14 protein-coding genes are annotated in these 17,918 nt (G+C 37.9%); 5 read left to right on the forward strand and 9 right to left on the reverse strand.

The features are described from left to right. Window positions 1–290 precede the first annotated feature (290 nt). Together J0K78_RS03940 and J0K78_RS03945 are read right to left on the reverse strand one after the other, a co-directional pair. Complete coding sequence (locus tag J0K78_RS03940) at window positions 291–659, reverse strand: winged helix-turn-helix transcriptional regulator (RefSeq protein WP_206945488.1); 369 nt, start codon at window positions 657–659, stop codon at window positions 291–293. 818 nt (window positions 660–1,477) lie between these two features. Next, window positions 1,478–2,116 carry a hypothetical protein gene (locus tag J0K78_RS03945; protein ID WP_370551004.1) on the reverse strand — a complete coding sequence of 213 codons (639 nt, stop codon included), beginning with the start codon at window positions 2,114–2,116 and terminating at the stop codon, window positions 1,478–1,480. A 293-nt stretch (window positions 2,117–2,409) separates the two neighbouring features. Between J0K78_RS03945 and J0K78_RS03950 the strand changes: the two genes are divergently transcribed. Both J0K78_RS03950 and J0K78_RS03955 read left to right on the forward strand, forming a co-directional pair. Then, window positions 2,410–2,919 (forward strand): DoxX family protein, encoded by a 510-nt coding sequence (locus J0K78_RS03950; protein WP_206945490.1) that lies wholly within the window; start codon window positions 2,410–2,412, stop codon window positions 2,917–2,919. 319 nt (window positions 2,920–3,238) lie between these two features. Then, window positions 3,239–3,604 carry a hypothetical protein gene (locus J0K78_RS03955; RefSeq protein ID WP_242517687.1) on the forward strand — a complete coding sequence of 122 codons (366 nt, stop codon included), beginning with the start codon at window positions 3,239–3,241 and terminating at the stop codon, window positions 3,602–3,604. A 215-nt stretch (window positions 3,605–3,819) separates the two neighbouring features. Here J0K78_RS03955 and J0K78_RS03960 read toward each other — a convergent pair whose 3' ends face one another. The 7 genes from J0K78_RS03960 to J0K78_RS03990 form a co-directional block, all read right to left on the reverse strand. After that, a complete protein-coding gene (locus tag J0K78_RS03960) occupies window positions 3,820–5,118 on the reverse strand; it encodes a S41 family peptidase (protein ID WP_242517688.1) in 1,299 nt (432 codons plus the stop codon). A gap of 251 nt (window positions 5,119–5,369) precedes the next feature. Continuing rightward, on the reverse strand, window positions 5,370–5,576 hold the full coding sequence (locus J0K78_RS03965) for a hypothetical protein (RefSeq protein ID WP_206945491.1): 207 nt from the start codon (window positions 5,574–5,576) through the stop codon (window positions 5,370–5,372). A gap of 417 nt (window positions 5,577–5,993) precedes the next feature. Continuing rightward, on the reverse strand, window positions 5,994–8,090 hold the full coding sequence (locus J0K78_RS03970) for an FTR1 family protein (protein ID WP_206945492.1): 2,097 nt from the start codon (window positions 8,088–8,090) through the stop codon (window positions 5,994–5,996). 404 nt (window positions 8,091–8,494) lie between these two features. Further along, complete coding sequence (locus J0K78_RS03975) at window positions 8,495–9,031, reverse strand: P-loop nucleotide/nucleoside kinase family protein (RefSeq protein WP_206945493.1); 537 nt, start codon at window positions 9,029–9,031, stop codon at window positions 8,495–8,497. A 152-nt stretch (window positions 9,032–9,183) separates the two neighbouring features. Then, window positions 9,184–9,753: a GNAT family N-acetyltransferase gene (locus J0K78_RS03980; RefSeq protein ID WP_206945494.1), complete on the reverse strand. Its 570-nt coding sequence runs from the start codon at window positions 9,751–9,753 to the stop codon at window positions 9,184–9,186. A 484-nt stretch (window positions 9,754–10,237) separates the two neighbouring features. Next, window positions 10,238–13,471, reverse strand: a complete 3,234-nt coding sequence (locus J0K78_RS03985; RefSeq protein ID WP_206945495.1) for an ABC transporter permease — start codon at window positions 13,469–13,471, stop codon at window positions 10,238–10,240. Next, on the reverse strand, window positions 13,468–14,157 hold the full coding sequence (locus J0K78_RS03990; RefSeq protein ID WP_206945496.1) for an ABC transporter ATP-binding protein: 690 nt from the start codon (window positions 14,155–14,157) through the stop codon (window positions 13,468–13,470). Before J0K78_RS03990 ends, J0K78_RS03985 begins: the two co-directional genes overlap by 4 nt. 766 nt (window positions 14,158–14,923) lie before the next feature. On the opposite strand from J0K78_RS03990, the gene J0K78_RS03995 reads away from it, so the two are divergent. The 3 genes from J0K78_RS03995 to J0K78_RS04005 all read left to right on the forward strand — a co-directional run bounded on the left by J0K78_RS03995 (window position 14,924) and on the right by J0K78_RS04005 (window position 17,848). Further along, window positions 14,924–15,214 carry an ArsR/SmtB family transcription factor gene (locus tag J0K78_RS03995; RefSeq protein ID WP_206945497.1) on the forward strand — a complete coding sequence of 97 codons (291 nt, stop codon included), beginning with the start codon at window positions 14,924–14,926 and terminating at the stop codon, window positions 15,212–15,214. 169 nt (window positions 15,215–15,383) lie between these two features. Beyond that, window positions 15,384–16,694, forward strand: coding sequence for an MFS transporter (locus J0K78_RS04000; protein ID WP_370551008.1), 1,311 nt, complete (start codon window positions 15,384–15,386; stop codon window positions 16,692–16,694). A 161-nt stretch (window positions 16,695–16,855) separates the two neighbouring features. Next, entirely contained in the window at window positions 16,856–17,848 is a 993-nt protein-coding gene (locus J0K78_RS04005) for an LLM class flavin-dependent oxidoreductase (RefSeq protein WP_206945498.1), read from the forward strand. Window positions 17,849–17,918: the final 70 nt, after the last annotated feature.

Raw genomic sequence — 17,918 nt, forward strand, 5'->3', positions numbered from 1 at the left:
CCTACTCTCCTTTTCATTCATATCAGTACTTGTCAGGAACTATTTATAAAACCACCTCAAGCAGAGCCGCTCTTCACCCGAGTCCCCGCCAATCGTTCACGTCCTCTACTTGAGTGGCTGTAATTTCTATTACGTGGTCAGTATATAACCCTCGGAAGTAGGTAACAAGTACTGACATTAATATCCGTACAGACATTCAAGTACATCAACCAGCCGTTTTTTCCACACAAATGGACCCTCTATAAACAAAAAAAGAACCGTATGCACAATGCAATTACGGTTCTTTCTACTCATTGATCATATTCGTCTTCAAAATGGATTTCTCCATGATCGAATTTCTGATTGTACTCGATCCCCCATAACCCTAATTCATTCAGAATGGGGACCAATGTCTCTCCCATCTCCTCCAGGGAGTACTCCACTCTCGGCGGCACTTCATCATATACTTTTCTCCGAATGATGTTGGCATCCTCCAGTTCTCTCAGCTGCCGGGATAATACCCTCTCATTGATATTAGGAACCTTCCTTTTCAATTCCCCGTATCTGATCACACCGGCACCGCCTATATGGTGAATGATAAGTGGCTTCCATTTGCCGCCTATAATATCCAGTGATAACTCTACGTTACAATAAAATAACTTATTATTCTTCTCTGTCATCTTTTTTCTCTTTCCTTTCTCATGACAATGGTTAAGCTTACCTTATCAGGGAATGCACCCCAATAAATTATTCACACGGTAAATTCCAATTGATTATTTAAAATGGAATTATATAAAATTAAAAATATGCTATTATCAACATTTAAGCAAGAATAAGCCAAAAAGAAATTTTAGGTTGAAATCACATAGACATGTAACTTTAACATTAATTTTGACACTTATTCAACACTCCGCCCTTTAAATGCTGCGCAGAAAACCTTCGTTAAATACCACTCATGTTCAAAAATGTTCTGGAATCAACCCCCCCCCAACCATTTTTAATCTTTAGACACTCAGAAATTCAACTTTTCCCTTCAAATCAGCAGCTTATCTTACCTTATAATTGAACTATGATTTCAAAAGCAAGATTTTCTTGTAATATCGATTTATCTCTTTTGCCACCTGAATAACATCATTAATCTCAGCTTCAACAATTGAGCGCTCTTCGTGAGTATCAGCCTCAGTCTAAAACACCTCTTATTAAAGAAGGTGTTCGAGAAAATTAAATCATTCTTATGTTCTCACAATTATCACTCGTACAAGGTTACAGCTCATTTTTATCTCGACCTTTCTTACTCCATATCAAATAGCAGATTGACATGCTGAAGGATTACTATTGTTTGGAACTTCCCGCATAATATCTCGAAACTGAGTCTTCAACTAACTTGCCCAAAACATTAAGAAGGGGCAATTCTTCTATTAAAGAATTGCCCCCTATTCTTGAAGACTCAGCTTCAAGATAACTCGATGATATATCATAAAAAGTCCTTATTCTTAAATCACCTCAAGGGGTAAACTAACTCAATATCATCAATTTTCTTTAATGATTGATTATACCAATAATTATGATCAGCACCATGAATACAAAGAATTCTCTTATCTTGGTACTCTTTAATTGTATTCTTCACCCTAGCAAGCATAATATAGTGCCTCGCGTTCCACACGATATTCTGAACATCAGGATTAATAGTCTGAAGCCACGTGTACATCTCTTTAGTAATAGTGTCGTATTCAGGTGAGTTCAAAGGGATCTTACCGTTATCCCAAGTAGAAAGTTGCTTATCATTCCATTGGCGTAATTCATTCTCTAACCTTTTCCTAGTTTCGTAATCGAACTTATCAAAGGGTTCTTCTTCAAAGACATCCTCTTCAAACCAATTTATTGGAACGAATTCAATGCCCCGCTCTTCACATAATGGGTAAATCAAATTAGGATATTCATTTTGCGTTTCCCCTAAGATTCCAAAAGGTTCGCCTTCATTTAAATAAAGTTTCCAACTTTCCGGATGTACTTCCCCGCAAATCACATCAGGATTAAATTCTCCAATTAACTCCTCGACCAGGGATAAGGGGTAATTATACTTCTTCTGCATTGCTTCATCATGAGTCATTCCTAAGATACCTACTACAGCCAACACAAACACTCCCAAATTATAGTTGTTTCACAACACTGATTATTCCAAAAAAATAAATTTTTCTCAATTATTATCTGCATAAAAATAAAGGACCTATCTTTTATAGATAAGCCCCATTCCTTGAAGCCTTGAGTTCGAGATATACCTTAGGTTTCTTAGATCAAAATAATTTAATTTGACATGTCTTCCGTTTCAACATAGAATTGACCACACAACAAAAAGTTTCCTTAGGTAAACTTTTTGTTGTGTGGTGAAAATAAGCATTAATAACCAATCTAAAAGAAAAGGATGATGATATGTCTACATGGGTTCGATCGAGTAAAATAGCAGCTACTTTATTAACTGTAATACGTGTGTATGTCGGATGGAAATTTTTATCTGCAGGATGGGGGAAAATGTTCGGACCAGAACCTTTTGATGCTACTGGTTTCTTAAAAGGAGCTGTTAGTAAATCAAGTGGAGAACACCCTTCAGTACAACAGTGGTACGCAAACTTTCTAGAAAGTTTCGCCATACCAAATGTTGAACTTTTCAACTTCCTAGTACCTGTGGGAGAAGTTCTCGTTGGAATTGGATTGATCATTGGATTATTCACAAGATTTTCTAGCTTGATGGGTGCATTTCTAAATTTCAGCTTCTTATTCGCCGGTACGATTAGTGTTAACCCTAATCTCATCATAATGGAATTTATCATTATCGCTAGTGGAACGAATGCTGGCCGTTTTGGGGTAGATTTTTATCTAAAGCCTTTCCTAAAAAAAAGGACTAACAATATAAGAAAAACACAAAATGTAAGCCAAGCTTAAAAAGATATTTACTATTACTAATCTTCCGCTTAAAAGATAGTGGAAGATTAGTTGCATAAAGATGTTATAAAGTTAATGAAAGTGCAAGGTGGTGATTTTATGAAAGTTTTTTTTGCTAGGTCATTAGGGTGGAGTACGAAAATTTACTGTTTTCACTATACTTCTTGCTTCTATATTTTCATCTATTTCTACTTTTGTATTATCTAACGCTTCTATAGTGCTAGGAATAATTACTGTCTTCTTCTTTATCTTAATTGGAGTAATTTCTGATACCATTGGATTGTCTGCGGCTGCCGCAAAGGAATATCCATTCCATGCAATGGCATCAAAAAGAATTAACGGAGCAAAGGAATCAGTTCAAATTTGTAAAAACGCGGAAGTCTTTTCAAGTTTTTTCAATGATGTGGTTGGAGATATATGCGGAATTGTCAGTGGATCAGCATCCGCAGCAGTCGTATTACAATTGTCCTTAATGGCTGGTCAAAACGATGACTCCATTTATTATTCAATTACAGCCATTATATTTACGAGTATTGTGGCCGGATTAACGGTTGGTGGAAAAGCTTTGTGCAAGGAGATCGCTATCAGAGGATCAACCAAAATTATCTTTATGTTGGGGAAAATTATTTATTTACTAGAAACTAAATTGTCAATACGTATTTTTTCACGTGAAAAGAAAGTATAAGAGGTGATGATGTTAAATATTCTATTGCTCTCTTTTTCAGTCTTAGTTTGCATAACACCCTATAAAGGTGCAATAAAACTGTCCAAAAAAGAAAGTAGTGGGGCTAAACTCCTTTTAATTGAATAATGCCTTCTATAATCAAATAAAGCAATGGCGACTATTCTTAATGAATAATCGCCCCCGTTTCTGGAAGACTTGATTTCGAGATAGTGTAATTAACTATCTTTGAAACACTCTTGAATGGCAATTTCTAAATCTATATCTTGTTCCAAATGTAAAGGTGTCCATGGAACATATACGTCAGGCTGTATACCTTTTCCACCCATTCCATTTCCTTCATCAACACGTGAGGACTTTGAGGTAGGATACATAAGTTGAAATTTATTGCCCCATTCCTTAAGAGCGACATTTGCGTAATCATTCATTCCTAAAGTAGGTCGTCCTATTACTGTTACTTTCGAAGAATACTTGCAGGTTTCAACAAAGGAATCTCCTGAACTTCCACAGTACACGTCAGATAGGACGATAACTTTCTTTGGTCCAGGTTTAGTTTCAAAAATGAGATCCTCTTCTAATTCTGATAAATTAAGCTCAACAAAACCTTCTCCTCGATGATTTTCTAACTCCTCGATCATTATGTGAATCTGACGTCGAGTTTCATTATTTTCTATTAAAGCTAAAGCGTCCTGAAGCATTTGAATGCGTAAACCCACATTTCTCTCTGTACAGTTAGTCAGAGCTTTTTCGTTTGAAAAAGTACTTATATCAATTTTTTCTCCCTCAAAGACATAAGGCAATAAATCAAAATAAGCTAGATCACTGCCTCCTTTATTTTCCCGAACGTCTACAATCAAGTAGGGATATGTCGATAGTCTGTACTCGTTATCACGAATCAATTGACTAACCGAATTATGATCCAGAAAATCAGTCAACTTAATATATAAAATGTCACTCTTTAACTCTTGAATTGAATACTCTGGATCATAAGGAATTGGTGTATATTTATTTAATTCTAAGGTTTGTTTCTCTCCTTGTTTCGTTTCGATTTCTGCTTTTTTAAATAAAAGCAATATAGATTCCCACTTTTGCCTTTCATATACATTGGTTTGAAGCTCTTTTTCATACATTTGAGCTATTTCAGAAATTCCATTATCATCTAGAGCAACGATTTTATCACCAGTATTTAAGCGTTCCTCACTGTTAGAAGAAGAGATATAAAGGTGATCTTCAAACCTCCTTACCGTAAACCCTATATTCATTTCCTCCTTGTTTATTTGTTTAAATCCAGTATGTAAATCCTTAAAATCCAACAAATAATCTTGAACGATGTCGATAAATTGATTGTCATCTATATCAACTAGTTTCTCTTTGTAAATATCAGGTTGATCCCAACCAGCCTTATCTTTCCATCCCGCGTGATCATTGTGCATGATTTCTACGATTTCATTAAAAATACTTCGGTAGTTTTCATCATTCATCTTTCCGAGTATCTTATCATTTATTTGGTTACTCATACTAATCAATCACTCCTAAAATAAACTATGTTACTATTACGAGTTAGTCGTGATATAGTTTCAAAAAATTCTAATATATCCCGAAACTGAGTCTTCAACTAACCTGCCCTAATCATTAAGAAGGAGGCAATTCTTCTGTTAAAGAATTGCCCCGGTTTACGTAAGACTCGATTTCAAAGTAATATCAACCCATCTTTCTTTAACAATAAGGGTTACATTGGAATGATATTGATCACATTAGCGACAAATTATTACCTTGAACCTTTTTCCATAAAAGCTCTCTTTATATTAAAGAAACCAAACGTTCCACAGACAAATGTGCCGAAAACTAAAACACCCGTAAGAATCCAATTTTGCCCCCAACTGCTAATTGCACTATAAAGACAAGCTAAAGCAATTACTAATGCTCCATATTTTTCTCGCCATCTATCTAATTTTGATAACCTTTGACTCTCCATACATAGTCACCTCCGAGGACATTAATTAATATAGAAAAGCCCCCCGATTATGTAAGACTCGAATGAAAGAGGACATACACGATATAACCCGGTATCCCCCCCAACAGAAATCCCAGGTAATAAAAACAGTACTACTAATGTCATTTCGTGCAGTAAGAGTTTATTTGGAAATCGTCTCTTAACGAGAAAGTCGTTTTTTTGGCTCTGCTAAAGTTTAGTGTTAATACTTTCCATAAAAAGGACTTCCAATTTTACAGAAGTCATTTTTGGAGGTTTTTGCTTATTACACAAACGCCCACGTTTGTTTATGACTCGAATATGTATAAAATATGAATGACTCTCATAGATTCAAATTCAAACAGAAAAAGGTGCCCTAGCATATTCTGCGGGCACCCTCTGATCGTATAGTCTTTGTGATTATTGAGCCACTTTTTTTGCAGTCGTTCGCTCGGAAGCAGACTCAATATTTTTCTTTGTACGAACCGTCTGCAAGACAATCATAGCAAGCAGAACAGCTTGAGCAATCGTTGTTTCCCAAGTCGGATACATTCCTAAGAAGTTAGCCTCTAGGAAACCAGAAATAGTGTGCGCTGGAAGTTTGTCTACGACTTGTAAGGCATGCAAACTTTCACCTGTAAATTTGAACGCCAAGTAGTAGATGAGCACGGTAATGCCAAGAAACAGCGCGCGCACGGGTACTTTCACACTAAAGTACATAATGGCTACCCCTAAGACCACAAGAATAAGGATCGCGACTCCAAGTCCTGTGAAGAAGCTGACCATGGAAATATCAGAAATGATCCCCATATAGAAAATGATCGTCTCCGCCCCTTCACGAACCACGGTTATGAATGCAACACCAGCCAAAGACCATAAACTTCCTTTGGCAATCGCCGACCCTACATATTCACGGATGAACGAATTCCAACTTTCAATATTGGATTTCTTATGCAGCCAAGCTCCTACTGTGAACATGAGGACAACGGCTATCAGTCCCGTAATACCTTCCATGAACTCCCGGTTCTCTGCAGATACCGTTGCGGAAACAATTGAGGTGAGGATAAATGCCAGACCGATACTAGCTACGACACCTGCTCCAGCGCCGCCCCAAATCCACTTTCTTTTGTTCTCATTTCCACTTGATTTCAAGAAGGCCAGCAGTGCAGACAAAACGAGAATGATTTCCAAACCTTCCCGCAGCAGGATGATTGCTGCATCCCACATCGTATAGCTCGACTCTTCAGCAACAGAAGTCAGTTGGTTTTTCATATCAGCCACAACTTCCTGTGCTTGTTCTGTTTTCGGAGGGGTGGAGGATAGTAGACCAAGCGCTTCCGTCATCTGGTTTTCTATCGATTCATATACCGCTACAGATCTTGTATTCACTTCACCTTCGATACTCGGCCATACAGATATGAATTCTTCCATCTCTAAAGCAGCTGATCCCGCTTCACCAGAATCTATCGCTGTCTGAACTTCACCTAGGATAGAAACTAAAGTAGAGATTCCTTTTTGTTCTGGAACTCCAGCAGCTTCCGACTTTTCACCTTCTGCATACGCCCGAATGGACCCAATCAATTTCTCCAGATTTTTTTCGGCTTTTTCAGCATCGGATCCAGCATTCAGGGAAGCCTGTGCCAATCCCATATTTGTTTCGATCGCTTCATACGCTTCCGCGTCCGTTTCACGAACGGAATCCTCTACGCCTTCCCAGCCTTCATGGAATTCCTCATACTCTTGCTTCGCCACTTTCCATTCGCCTGACTCGACGGACTCTTTCGCTTCTTCCAACTCATGTGCGTATCCTAGAAGCGCTTTAGCTCCTGAGGCTTTTGTGGTAGAAGCAGGTTCCTCGTCCACTTTGGCATAGCCATCAATCGATTCGATCAGTTTCTCCAGGTTCTTTTCCGCTTTCTCATTATCAGACCCAGCCTCCAGGGAAGCCTGTGCCAAGCTCATGTTTGTTTCAATCGCTTCATACGCTTCCGCGTCCGTTTCACGAACGGAATCCTCTACGCCTTCCCAGCCTTCATGGAATTCTTCATACTCTTGCTTCGCCATATTCCAATCGCCTGACTCGACGGACTCTTTCGCTTCTTCCAACTCATGTGCGTATCCTAGAAGTGCTTTAGCCCCTGGGGAATTTCGGGAAGACTCACTTCCCTCTGTTCCATAAGACCTTAGCGTTCCTTCCAAAGCTTCTAATGCCTCGCTTAATTTTTCAGCATTCTCACTTTGCGCCAGAGCTTCCGCTTTGACCATCGCAGACTCTATTTTTTCATAATCTTCTGGAGAAGACTCTTCGATTTGCTCTTCAACCTCTTCCCACTTCTCATGAAATTCAGATAATTCTTGTTCTGCTTCGGTCGTTTGACCTGCCTTTGCATAAGTAATCGCTTCTTCTACTGAAACAAGCAAACCTTGAACTGGCTGACTCGTCGTTGCACCAGTCACGTTAGGTGTAAGTATAAATAGTAATAATACGAGGATGAAACTTGATAGACAGCGCTTCATATTCCCAACCCTTCCACTCTATAAAATTATTGATAATCGTTTTCATTGATAACGATTATCATTATAAGTGAAGGGTTTAGGCTTGTCAAAGTGAAATACAAAAAGGAGCCCTTGCTTTTTTAATAGAATAAAACGTCTCTCACCATTCAAAAAAGATTCAAGATCTATTCAATAAGAAAGGTCCCATGTTTTTCAAAAAAAGGGAAAGGACTTTATCGTAATAAGTTCTATGATATACGGGGAAAATCTTTTTTCACCAAAGTCCTTCGATAAAAAAAGACGCATTAGGGAATGCGCCATTGTGAATCAATATGAACATAACTTCATATAGTTATTGAGCAATTGCCCCCTATCCCTGAAGGTTCAGCTTCAAGATCTTCTGGAATTTAAAACCCTTGTGTTATTCAATAGGTCTCATTTTCAATAACAATTTCTCCTTCACCATTTGGGATTTCGAAGCCCTTAAGGTAAGAAGTTAACAATTCTTCGGAAATAGGAAAGGAATTTGCATCAAAACGTTTGTTACGTAACTTAAGGCGTTCACGTAAATCATCTGGATGAACTTTTAAATAAATAAGTTTCCATTTACCTCCAGAATCCTCAATTATTTTTTTATATTGGTCCCTTCTTATACGATCCCAAAAACTGAAATATATGACCACCTGTTGTTTATCATGAATTAACTTTATTAAAAGATTGCGTAATTTACTTTCTGCATCTTTCTTGTATTCCTCAAATTTTTCAATGGGAAAATCAATCCCATAACGACCTTTTGCAGCCCATATTTCTTCATCAATAGAAAGACGTACAAAGCCTTCTTTTTCTAATTGTTGTGAAAATGTGGTTTTTCCAGAACCAGCCACACCACACATCATTACCACTAAAGGGGTTAAGTCATTTCGTTCTCCATAAATGATGTCGAAAGCATCTTTTCTAACCATCTGTAGGTCCCCCTATATTTTTGTTACTACTTATATCATTCCATTATTTCAACTATATCCAGAGACTCAATCCAAAGTCTTAACCATTAGAAGCCTTATCCTTGCTTCTGATAAGCCCCTTTAGTTGAATTATGATGGGGGATATTATTTAATCATTTCACACTTTTAAAATAATCTTCCTGAAGAAGACCATATATAGCACAATCTTTATAATGATTTTTGGCATTACGAATCATATGCTTAATGGTACCTTCTTGTTCCATACCATTTTTAAGCATAATCTTCCCAGAGGATGGATTGTCAATATTATGTGCTGCTGATATTTTGTGAATGTTCATTTGTCTAAAGCCAAAATCTAATACAACTCTCAAGGCCTCAGTTCCATACCCCTGGTTCCACCATTTATAACCGATTGTATAACCTACTTCACAATTCTCTGTCATGCTATCAAAATTGAAGAGATCAATAGCTCCAATTAATTCACCACTTGTTTTTAGTTCTATACCCCAATAACAGAACTCTTGTGAATCATAATTACTTACGATTTCTGTTACCCTTTCGATAGTTTCCGATACAGACTTGTGTGCCCCTTTTATAAGATTATCCATTACGCGATCATCACAAAGCCAATGGTCAAATACACTTTGAGCATCTGAAAGTTCAATCTTTCTTAGAACTAATCGGTCCGTTTCTAGTATTGGCGTACCTAAATAATTAATCATTTGCTCACCTACTTTAACCATATCAATATACTATTCTTTTCTTCACCATATTTAGAAAACCCTTCTTCATTAAAACTTCCCTGCACTTGAAGACTCAGTTTTCGAGAAAACCTTTTCACCTTTTTTATGCTTTGTATTGTTAATTCCGCCTTCCATCACAAGGAGATAAAATAAAACCAGAGACAACCCTTGATATTAAGAGGGTTGTCTCTGGTTTACAGAATCGAACTCGTATCATAAATTACTATTTCACACAAAGATGACATGACTAGAATATATTTAATGAACATCTTATTTTCCCCTAATGCACTGCAAACCCCTATAAAAGAAATGCTTTTAGGACGATCATCTATATTAAACAATCGCCCCCGTTTGTTTAAGACTCGGTTTCGAGATAATAGTGTTCTTAAAGAATCTACACTTGAAACTTTTACTTCTTTAAATCTATACAAATCAACTTTAATGGTCCTTGTTTTTCATATGTCTAGCTTTCAAATTCAATAATGATTTCCCCAGGTGTCCAACTTCCATTCATTTTGAAGGCTAGCTTCTCACTACTCTCAGATACTTCAAAAGTCGATTCAGTAACTACCTTGCTCTGACCCTTAATTTCAAACCCATTCCATGTGGAATCCGTCGTCACTTCTTCGAATTCTATAGGTTTGTATGACTCCCCATCACTACTCATCAATTGGAATGTTTGCGGTTTATACACAACACTCCCCTCTCCAGCTTTCCTGTGATAGGAAGTTCGAATGGTGATTAATTTCTCATTTGTTTTGAGACTTGAAGGGGGATCTACTCGTTCTACAGTGACTTCTTTATCCTCTGCGTCAAATACTTCATCTCCAAGTATTAATGTCTTATATGCATTCTTTTTCTCCTGCATGATGGAATCACCAGTTTGATCGGTTCCATCATCCTCAACTTTGATTTCCTCCTCAGTGGGGGAAGAAACCTCAAGCTCCCCTTCCGTTCCTTCGATGTCATTCGTAGATGTACTACTGGAATCAACTTGTTCATTCGAATTCGAATTTGCGGGGATGGCAAACAGCATAATGGCAACCACCCCGGCAGCCAAAGCAGCACCTCCCGTACTAAATACATATCGGAACGCCTTTTCTGTTTTGGCCGTGTTGGATACTCCTCCCCGAAAACCTTCACTAGGGGTCAATTGTACAGCCTTCATGGCAGGTAACATAGCTCCCACAATCCCCGTAACAATTGGAATCAAAAGGGTAGACGAGAAAAATAATAGAGAATCAAATGGAAATTTATTATAACTGATGGTTATGGCTACAAGGGATAGTGAAAGGCCAAGCAGTCCAGCAATCAATCCAAAAATAGCCCCTTCCCAAAGGACAAGCATCCTTACCGTATGATTCCTCCATCCTAATGCTTTCAAGACAGAGAATTCTGCTTGCCGTTCCGATACATTCTGCCACATGATTTCTGCTGTGGTCAGAATAGCGATCAGTAATGCAACACCCATGGCTATATAATGCATGACACCGACTTCCATGGCGACAAACTCACCAAGCCAGGTGGTGTACATGGTTCCACGTAATTGAACGGTGACAAACAAAAAATACATTAACATAGCCGTCGGAAGAGCAATCGAGACAACGGATAACAAAGCTCTCTTCCATTGGGTCATGAATTGATTGGCTGCCATCCCAAAGCTAGTGAAGGCTTGGAAGCTATGTCTTTTCTTTGTCGTCACTTCCCCTGTCTTCATCGTTTCGTATGGCGAAATCCTTTGCACTAAAATACTCGGAACCAACGAACCTAATAGGTAGACTGACAGTCCGAATATGGCGATGAACAGTAGCCTCCATATAGATGTCTCTATATCATTTGTGACATAAATGATCCCAAGTATCAGCCAACTGACTAAGGATACAAAGATTCCGAGGATAAGCGCTTCTATAAATATCAGTAAGCTCAATTGCTTCGGTCGCCAGCCTACCGCAAGTAATACGGCAAACTCTTTTTTACGTGCATACATCATCATGATGTTAGAAGCGAACACATAAACTATAGCTACGACAATTACGCTAGCTATAACTCCGGACAATCCCATTTTCGACTCCTTAAAAATGGAAATCGAAGAACTGAGCTTAATCCAAGGTTGTTCGACCCATCCAAGGCTCTCTTGCTCACCAGACGCTGGGATATGGGTGATCGCAGGCTGTGGGGATGACCCCAAAGTAATATCGGTGATCAAACCGGTTTCTTCTTCAATGTCTTTTGCTATTTGTTCAAGAACCTGTCCACTAGATTCAGACATTTCATCGACTCCGCGCACTTTTACCCGGATAGCTGATATCGGTTCCTCTCCGAGAACCTGAGAAGCAGCTTCAATAGTGGTTAACAACAGCGGAGGCTTCGTCAGGAAACCATAAGGATTATTCAGTGGCTTCATTTCTTTTGGAGGATTAATAGGGTTTTCTTCATTATCCATTACCCATTTTGCACTTGAAGGAAAATACGTTTCCATCGGGAGCTCATTCAGTGGATCCTTAGACAGGTCCAATTGAGAGGGGTCAAACACCCCGTGAAAATCTAGTTCTAAACGCGGCCAGCCTTCACTAGTTTCGGAAAACATCGTTATAGGTCGGTACGCATGTTTTTGCGCTAAAGGGCTATCCTCTGGTACGGAATGGGGTTCTACTTGATAGGCGAAAGGCCAACGCTCTCCGAATGGACTGTTGACTTCTTGATAGTTTACGGGTGAGGGATGAAAGGCCATCCAGTTGAAGGAGTCCAGAGATGCCCCGGCGTCCTCATTGGTTCCTTTGATTAACTCAATCGTTTTTTGGTGGGATTCTTCTGAGGTGAAATTAAAGTGATCGACTTGCTTTGCTTCAAGGTCATCAAGGTATTGGACTCCTCCCCTCTCCTTGACTTCGTTCATAACTTCTTCTTGTTCATCCTGCTTAAAAGATTGCTCAAGCTTTTCTATGGTATAGGTGGATGTTCCTTCCACAAATGACTGGTTACTCAAAAGAACAGGAATATTAATATTTTGGATACCAGTCCCGACCTCTTTGATGGAAACCGACGCTTCGTTATCTAAAAAGCTTCCGGATTGTTCGGTTTCATCCGAAATGGCATCATTCAACCCTGTTAATCTGGCTTCTGCTTGTGGGTCTATTCCTGCAATAAGGATATTATTGCTATTGATCAGCTTTCCATTAAATCCGGTTACGCCATATTCACGCTGGGTACCTTGTGGTGCCTGCCAATCTCCAACAGTGAAATAAAGTGTATTGTCGTCCTCATAGGTGCTGACACCATTAGTCGTCGAATTGCTCATATGTAGACGATATATACCAGGTTCATCATAATTCACTTCCGCCAGCGTTGTACCATAATCTACGTAACCCATCATGGAGATCGGGGCTGCTGTTTCTATCTTTTCCATGGAACGGATGGTTTCATATTGTTCAAGAGATATTCCTCCATTAAGTCCACTAAGATAGTTAGGCTCTAGTAACTGTTTATCTTCTGTTACGCTTCTACTTCCAGGAGCACGTACGACAATATCATAAGAAGACTTCCAACGTTTTTGCAGTTCATCAACGATTGTACCTTGACTAGCTTGAGTCGTACCAACTAGATAACTTAACCCGATACTTACAATCAACGCACCAATCAATAGCAAAATAAACCGTTCCTTATTCCGCCACCACGAATTCCAAATGAATCGTATCATTGCCCTCCCTCCGTATCACGAATGATGTGGCCATCCTTCATTTCAATCATACGTCCAGCTCGAACAGCTAGCTCGGGTTCATGCGTCACGAAGATGACCCCGCATCCTTTCTCCTTATTAAGTTTATGAAGCAGATCAAAAATCATCTCGCCTGTTTCGGTGTCCAGATTTCCAGTAGGTTCGTCCGCTAGCAGCCAATGTGGTTCATGGATTAAAGCTCTGGCTACAGCAACCCGTTGTTGCTGTCCCCCTGAAAGTTGAGAAGGGAGAGAGTGAAGCTTTGTAGCTAGACCTACTTCTTCAAGCAATTGTTCTGCTCTCTTTCTTTTGTCATAAGAAACTTTCCTAGATAATAGAGGCGCCATAACATTTTCCAGAGCTGTTAGAGTAGGCAAAAGATGATATTGTTGAAAGACAAATCCAATGTGCTCAAACCTGAAATCTGCCAATTCCTTAAGGTTAAGTTTTCTCAAGTCTGCCTCCCCATAATGTACTGCCCCTCCACTTGGGTTATCCAATGTTCCAATCAGGCTTAAAAAAGTAGATTTCCCAGATCCAGAAGAACCGACTATAGAGACAAACTCTCCTTTTGAAAACTCCAAGTTGACTTTATTAAGAGCCGTAGTATTTACGCCGTCTCCTTTAAACTCCTTATGTAGTTGAGTACACTTAATAGTATGTGACATTTTTACCTTCCTTTAGCATTTTTATATCTTCTTCCTTATTTTAACATGTGGAAGTATTAAATTTCATAATTTTCAATTATTAATCAAAAAGTACACTTATCAATCGTATCTATTTGAAAATTCATTTACTTGGTGTTCTACTTCTCTTTGACAATACTGTCCTCATTTAAATTGTATGCCCATAATTTTTTACTCTTAGTGGCCTCTCTCTATTGATGTATAAATAGCGTTCATACACCTGTTCAAAAGTCGAGACCGTTAGGAAGATGTGGATTTACAACGATAAAAAAAGTTAGGTATAAAAAAATCGGTTCCTTTAAAACTGTTAGGAACCGATTTTTTTATTTAATTTATTAAACTAAAGCCCCCTATTCTTGAAGACTTGAAATCGAGATATTCGTATAATCCAATCGATTCTATGTAGTAAATGTCTGGACATACACTCCGTCCTTGTAATGCTCTATGTAATCGCCTTCCCTTATTTCGTCAATAAATCCTTTCCAAAGAGCATGTGCACCTTCATTCCTTTCTATCTGGGAAATCTCTCATTCACCTGGGAACTTAGTGAAGAGTTCTTTGGCAACCACCTTTTCATAACCCTCCCCTTTATATTTAGCCCTAATTTGGGACCATTCTTACAAAATAATCTCCCTCTTTTGACTAGGTTTCAAGATATTCTAATATCAAGATTTAGTATAGAGTACTTAAAGTAAATTGGAGGATTGAGTTTCTTGACAATATAAAGAATCAAGAATAAGATAGTTTTATGACTTTCAAACAATCAAAAGCAGATGAAAATCGTGTCAAGGTACTTAAAGCTTTAGCTGATGTTAAGCGAATTGATATCCTTCGTTTTATTTATCACAGTAAAAATCATTATACTTGTGGGGGGGTGCAAGAAGCACTTAGTTTAAACAAATCTAATCAGTCTTATCACCTTAAGATATTACAGGAGGCTAATTTAATTGAATTACAAAGACAAGGTCAATCCAAAGTAGTTATAATTAAAGAGGAGACCTTTGAAGAATTCATACCGGGTTTTTTGGCCACATTATAAAGGCTAAAAAACCTTTATTTCCATCCTTTAGTTTTAATGTTTTAAAACTTTCAAACTAAATAATGATGTCTCCTTTTAGCTTTGATTGTAGTTATTAAGCTTTTTCATTACTATTCGGACTTTTGTTTGAATGTTTTAGAACAATCAATATTATTTAGGAGTTGTTTTTGTGAGTTATGTTGAATCAAAACAATCTACGTTGTTAATGTTTACTTTAGCATTTTTAGCATTAATTGGTGTAATGAATGCTGTATTGTTTAATGTTGCTTTTGAGAACATTTTATATGACTTATCAGTTAGTACGTCGCAAGTTAGTTGGATTGCAGTAGGTTACTCAATGGGGATAGCTATCGGCTCTATCACATATGGAAAATTGGCTGATCATTTTCATTTAAAGAATCTTTTAACTATCGGAATCATCTTATTTCTTATTGGGTCTGTATTGGGCTTTGTTAAACAAGAATCATATTTCATCATCATTCTCGCTCGTCTTTTACAAGCGTTTGGAGGTGCTTCATTTATTACATTATCGATGGTTTCAGTTAGGAAAATGATTAGACCTGAAAAACGTTCAACTGCTTTTGCACTTATCAGTGTTGGCGTTGCATTAGCTATCGGTATGGGGCCATTAATTGGTGGAGCAATCACTGATTTATTTGGTTGGCCATATCTATTTGTTTCTATGCTTATAAGCATCATCGCTTTAGGCCCGATACTGAAGGTTATGCCACTAGAAGATAAGATTAATGAGAAATTTTCATTTGACTTTACAGGTGCATTTTTATTGTTTGGTGTCATTGCTTCTTTATTATTAGGCGCAAACATTACTGTGATGTTCTTTATTCTCTTTGCTATTTTTTTCTTATTATTTGGACTTTGGATTTCAAGAGCAAAAAAGCCATTTATTCATCAGAACTTATTTAAAAACACAAAATTCATGAAAGCTATTACAGTTGGGTTTATTACGAATGGTGCCGTCATGACTAACATGTTTCTAATACCGTTGTTGCTCGGTATAGAGTATGATATAACCACTTCTTTAATAGGACTCATTTTTTTCATAGCGTCTATATTTAGCATCATTTCTAGCCTAACTGCAGGAAAGATCTTACCTCAACAAGGGTCTAAAAAAGTTATTTATACTTCATCGACGATTATGCTCTTAAGCTTCTTAATACTTGGTGTATTTCCTGATCTAAATATTATCCTAATTACTTTCATGATACTCCTTATATTTATTGCATTTTCGGCAATACAGGTGGGATTAAATACACTAGTACCTCAAACATTAATAAGTAACGAAACTGGTGTTGGATTAGGTGTTTATAACTTAATGAATAATGTAGGCATGGCATTAGGACCAGCAGCTGCAAGTGCAATATTAGAGCAAACCCAAAGTTATAGCTTAAATTTTGTGCTCATTGCCCTCCTGATAATCGGGAATATCATCCTGATAGCCGGGTTTTCTAAAGATAAATAGAATGCTCGCAACCAAGAGTAAGCGTTACCCATCATCAAATAAGTGAGTCCAAGAGTGTGTTTGATTACCCGAATGACCAGCATGTAGAACCAGACAAATTTAGCATATAAATGAAAAAGGATTTACAAGAAGAATAAATCTATTGGAAGGAAGTTATCTAAATGAGATTAAGTATTTTGGACCAAGCGCCGATTACGAAAGGGAATACTGCAGCAGACGCATTAAAGAAGGCGGAAGAACTAGCGATTTTAGGAGATGAATTAGGCTATCATCGAATGTGGATGGCAGAACATCACTCATCTAATTTTATTGCAAGTTCTGCTCCCGAGGTGACGTCTGCCTATTTGACTGCTAGAACGAAGAATATTCGTATTGGAACCGGGGGAGTGATGATGATGCATTATTCCCCATTGAAACTGGCGGAAGTGTTTAAAACACTAAGTGCACTTTCGCCAGGTCGTATTGATTTTGGTGTTGGTCGAGCTCCTGGAGGGGATAGCTACTCCATTTATGCTTTATCTGAAGGACGCCAACCGATGATGAACAATATGTATGAGAAAATTGATAATACATTGCAGTTGATTAACGACGAAGCTTCCACTGATGACTTATATAACAAAACATTTGCAACACCTTACAAAATCTCTTTACCAGAAGCTTGGCTGTTAGGTTCTAGTGGTAACAGTGCGGTACAGGCTGCGCGCAGGGGTGTTGGTTATTCTTTTGCACAATTTTTTAATGGTGAGATGAGTAAGGAAATCTTAGATGTATACAGAAAGAAATTTCAACCTTCACCTTTTATGGAGAAACCGGAAATCAATGTATCCTATATGGTGACAACAGCAGAAACAAAAGAGGAAGCTGAGTTTGAGGCTAGACCACAAGACATTTGGCGTTTAATGTTTACGAAAGGTAAGTTAACACAAATTTTGACACCTGAAGAAGCCCGTGATTATCCATTGACAGAGATAGATCGTATGACTATTAAGGAAAATCGTAAAGTTCATTTAGTGGGAGCTGTAAAAGACATCGCAACATTACTACAAGAAGAGCAGGATCATTATGGTTTTGATGAAGCAATGATTTGCAGCATCCCTCATTCACAAGAGAAACGTCTGAATGTTTATAAATTATTGGCACAGGAATTGTTTTAAAGAAGGCTCTGTTAAAGTTTAGTATAGATATTACTACAAAAAGTAACTTCCATAAAATTGGAAGTTACTT

Source organism: Halobacillus sp. GSS1, assembly GCF_017307035.1.
Taxonomy (GTDB): Bacteria; Bacillota; Bacilli; order Bacillales; family Halobacillaceae; genus Halobacillus; species Halobacillus litoralis.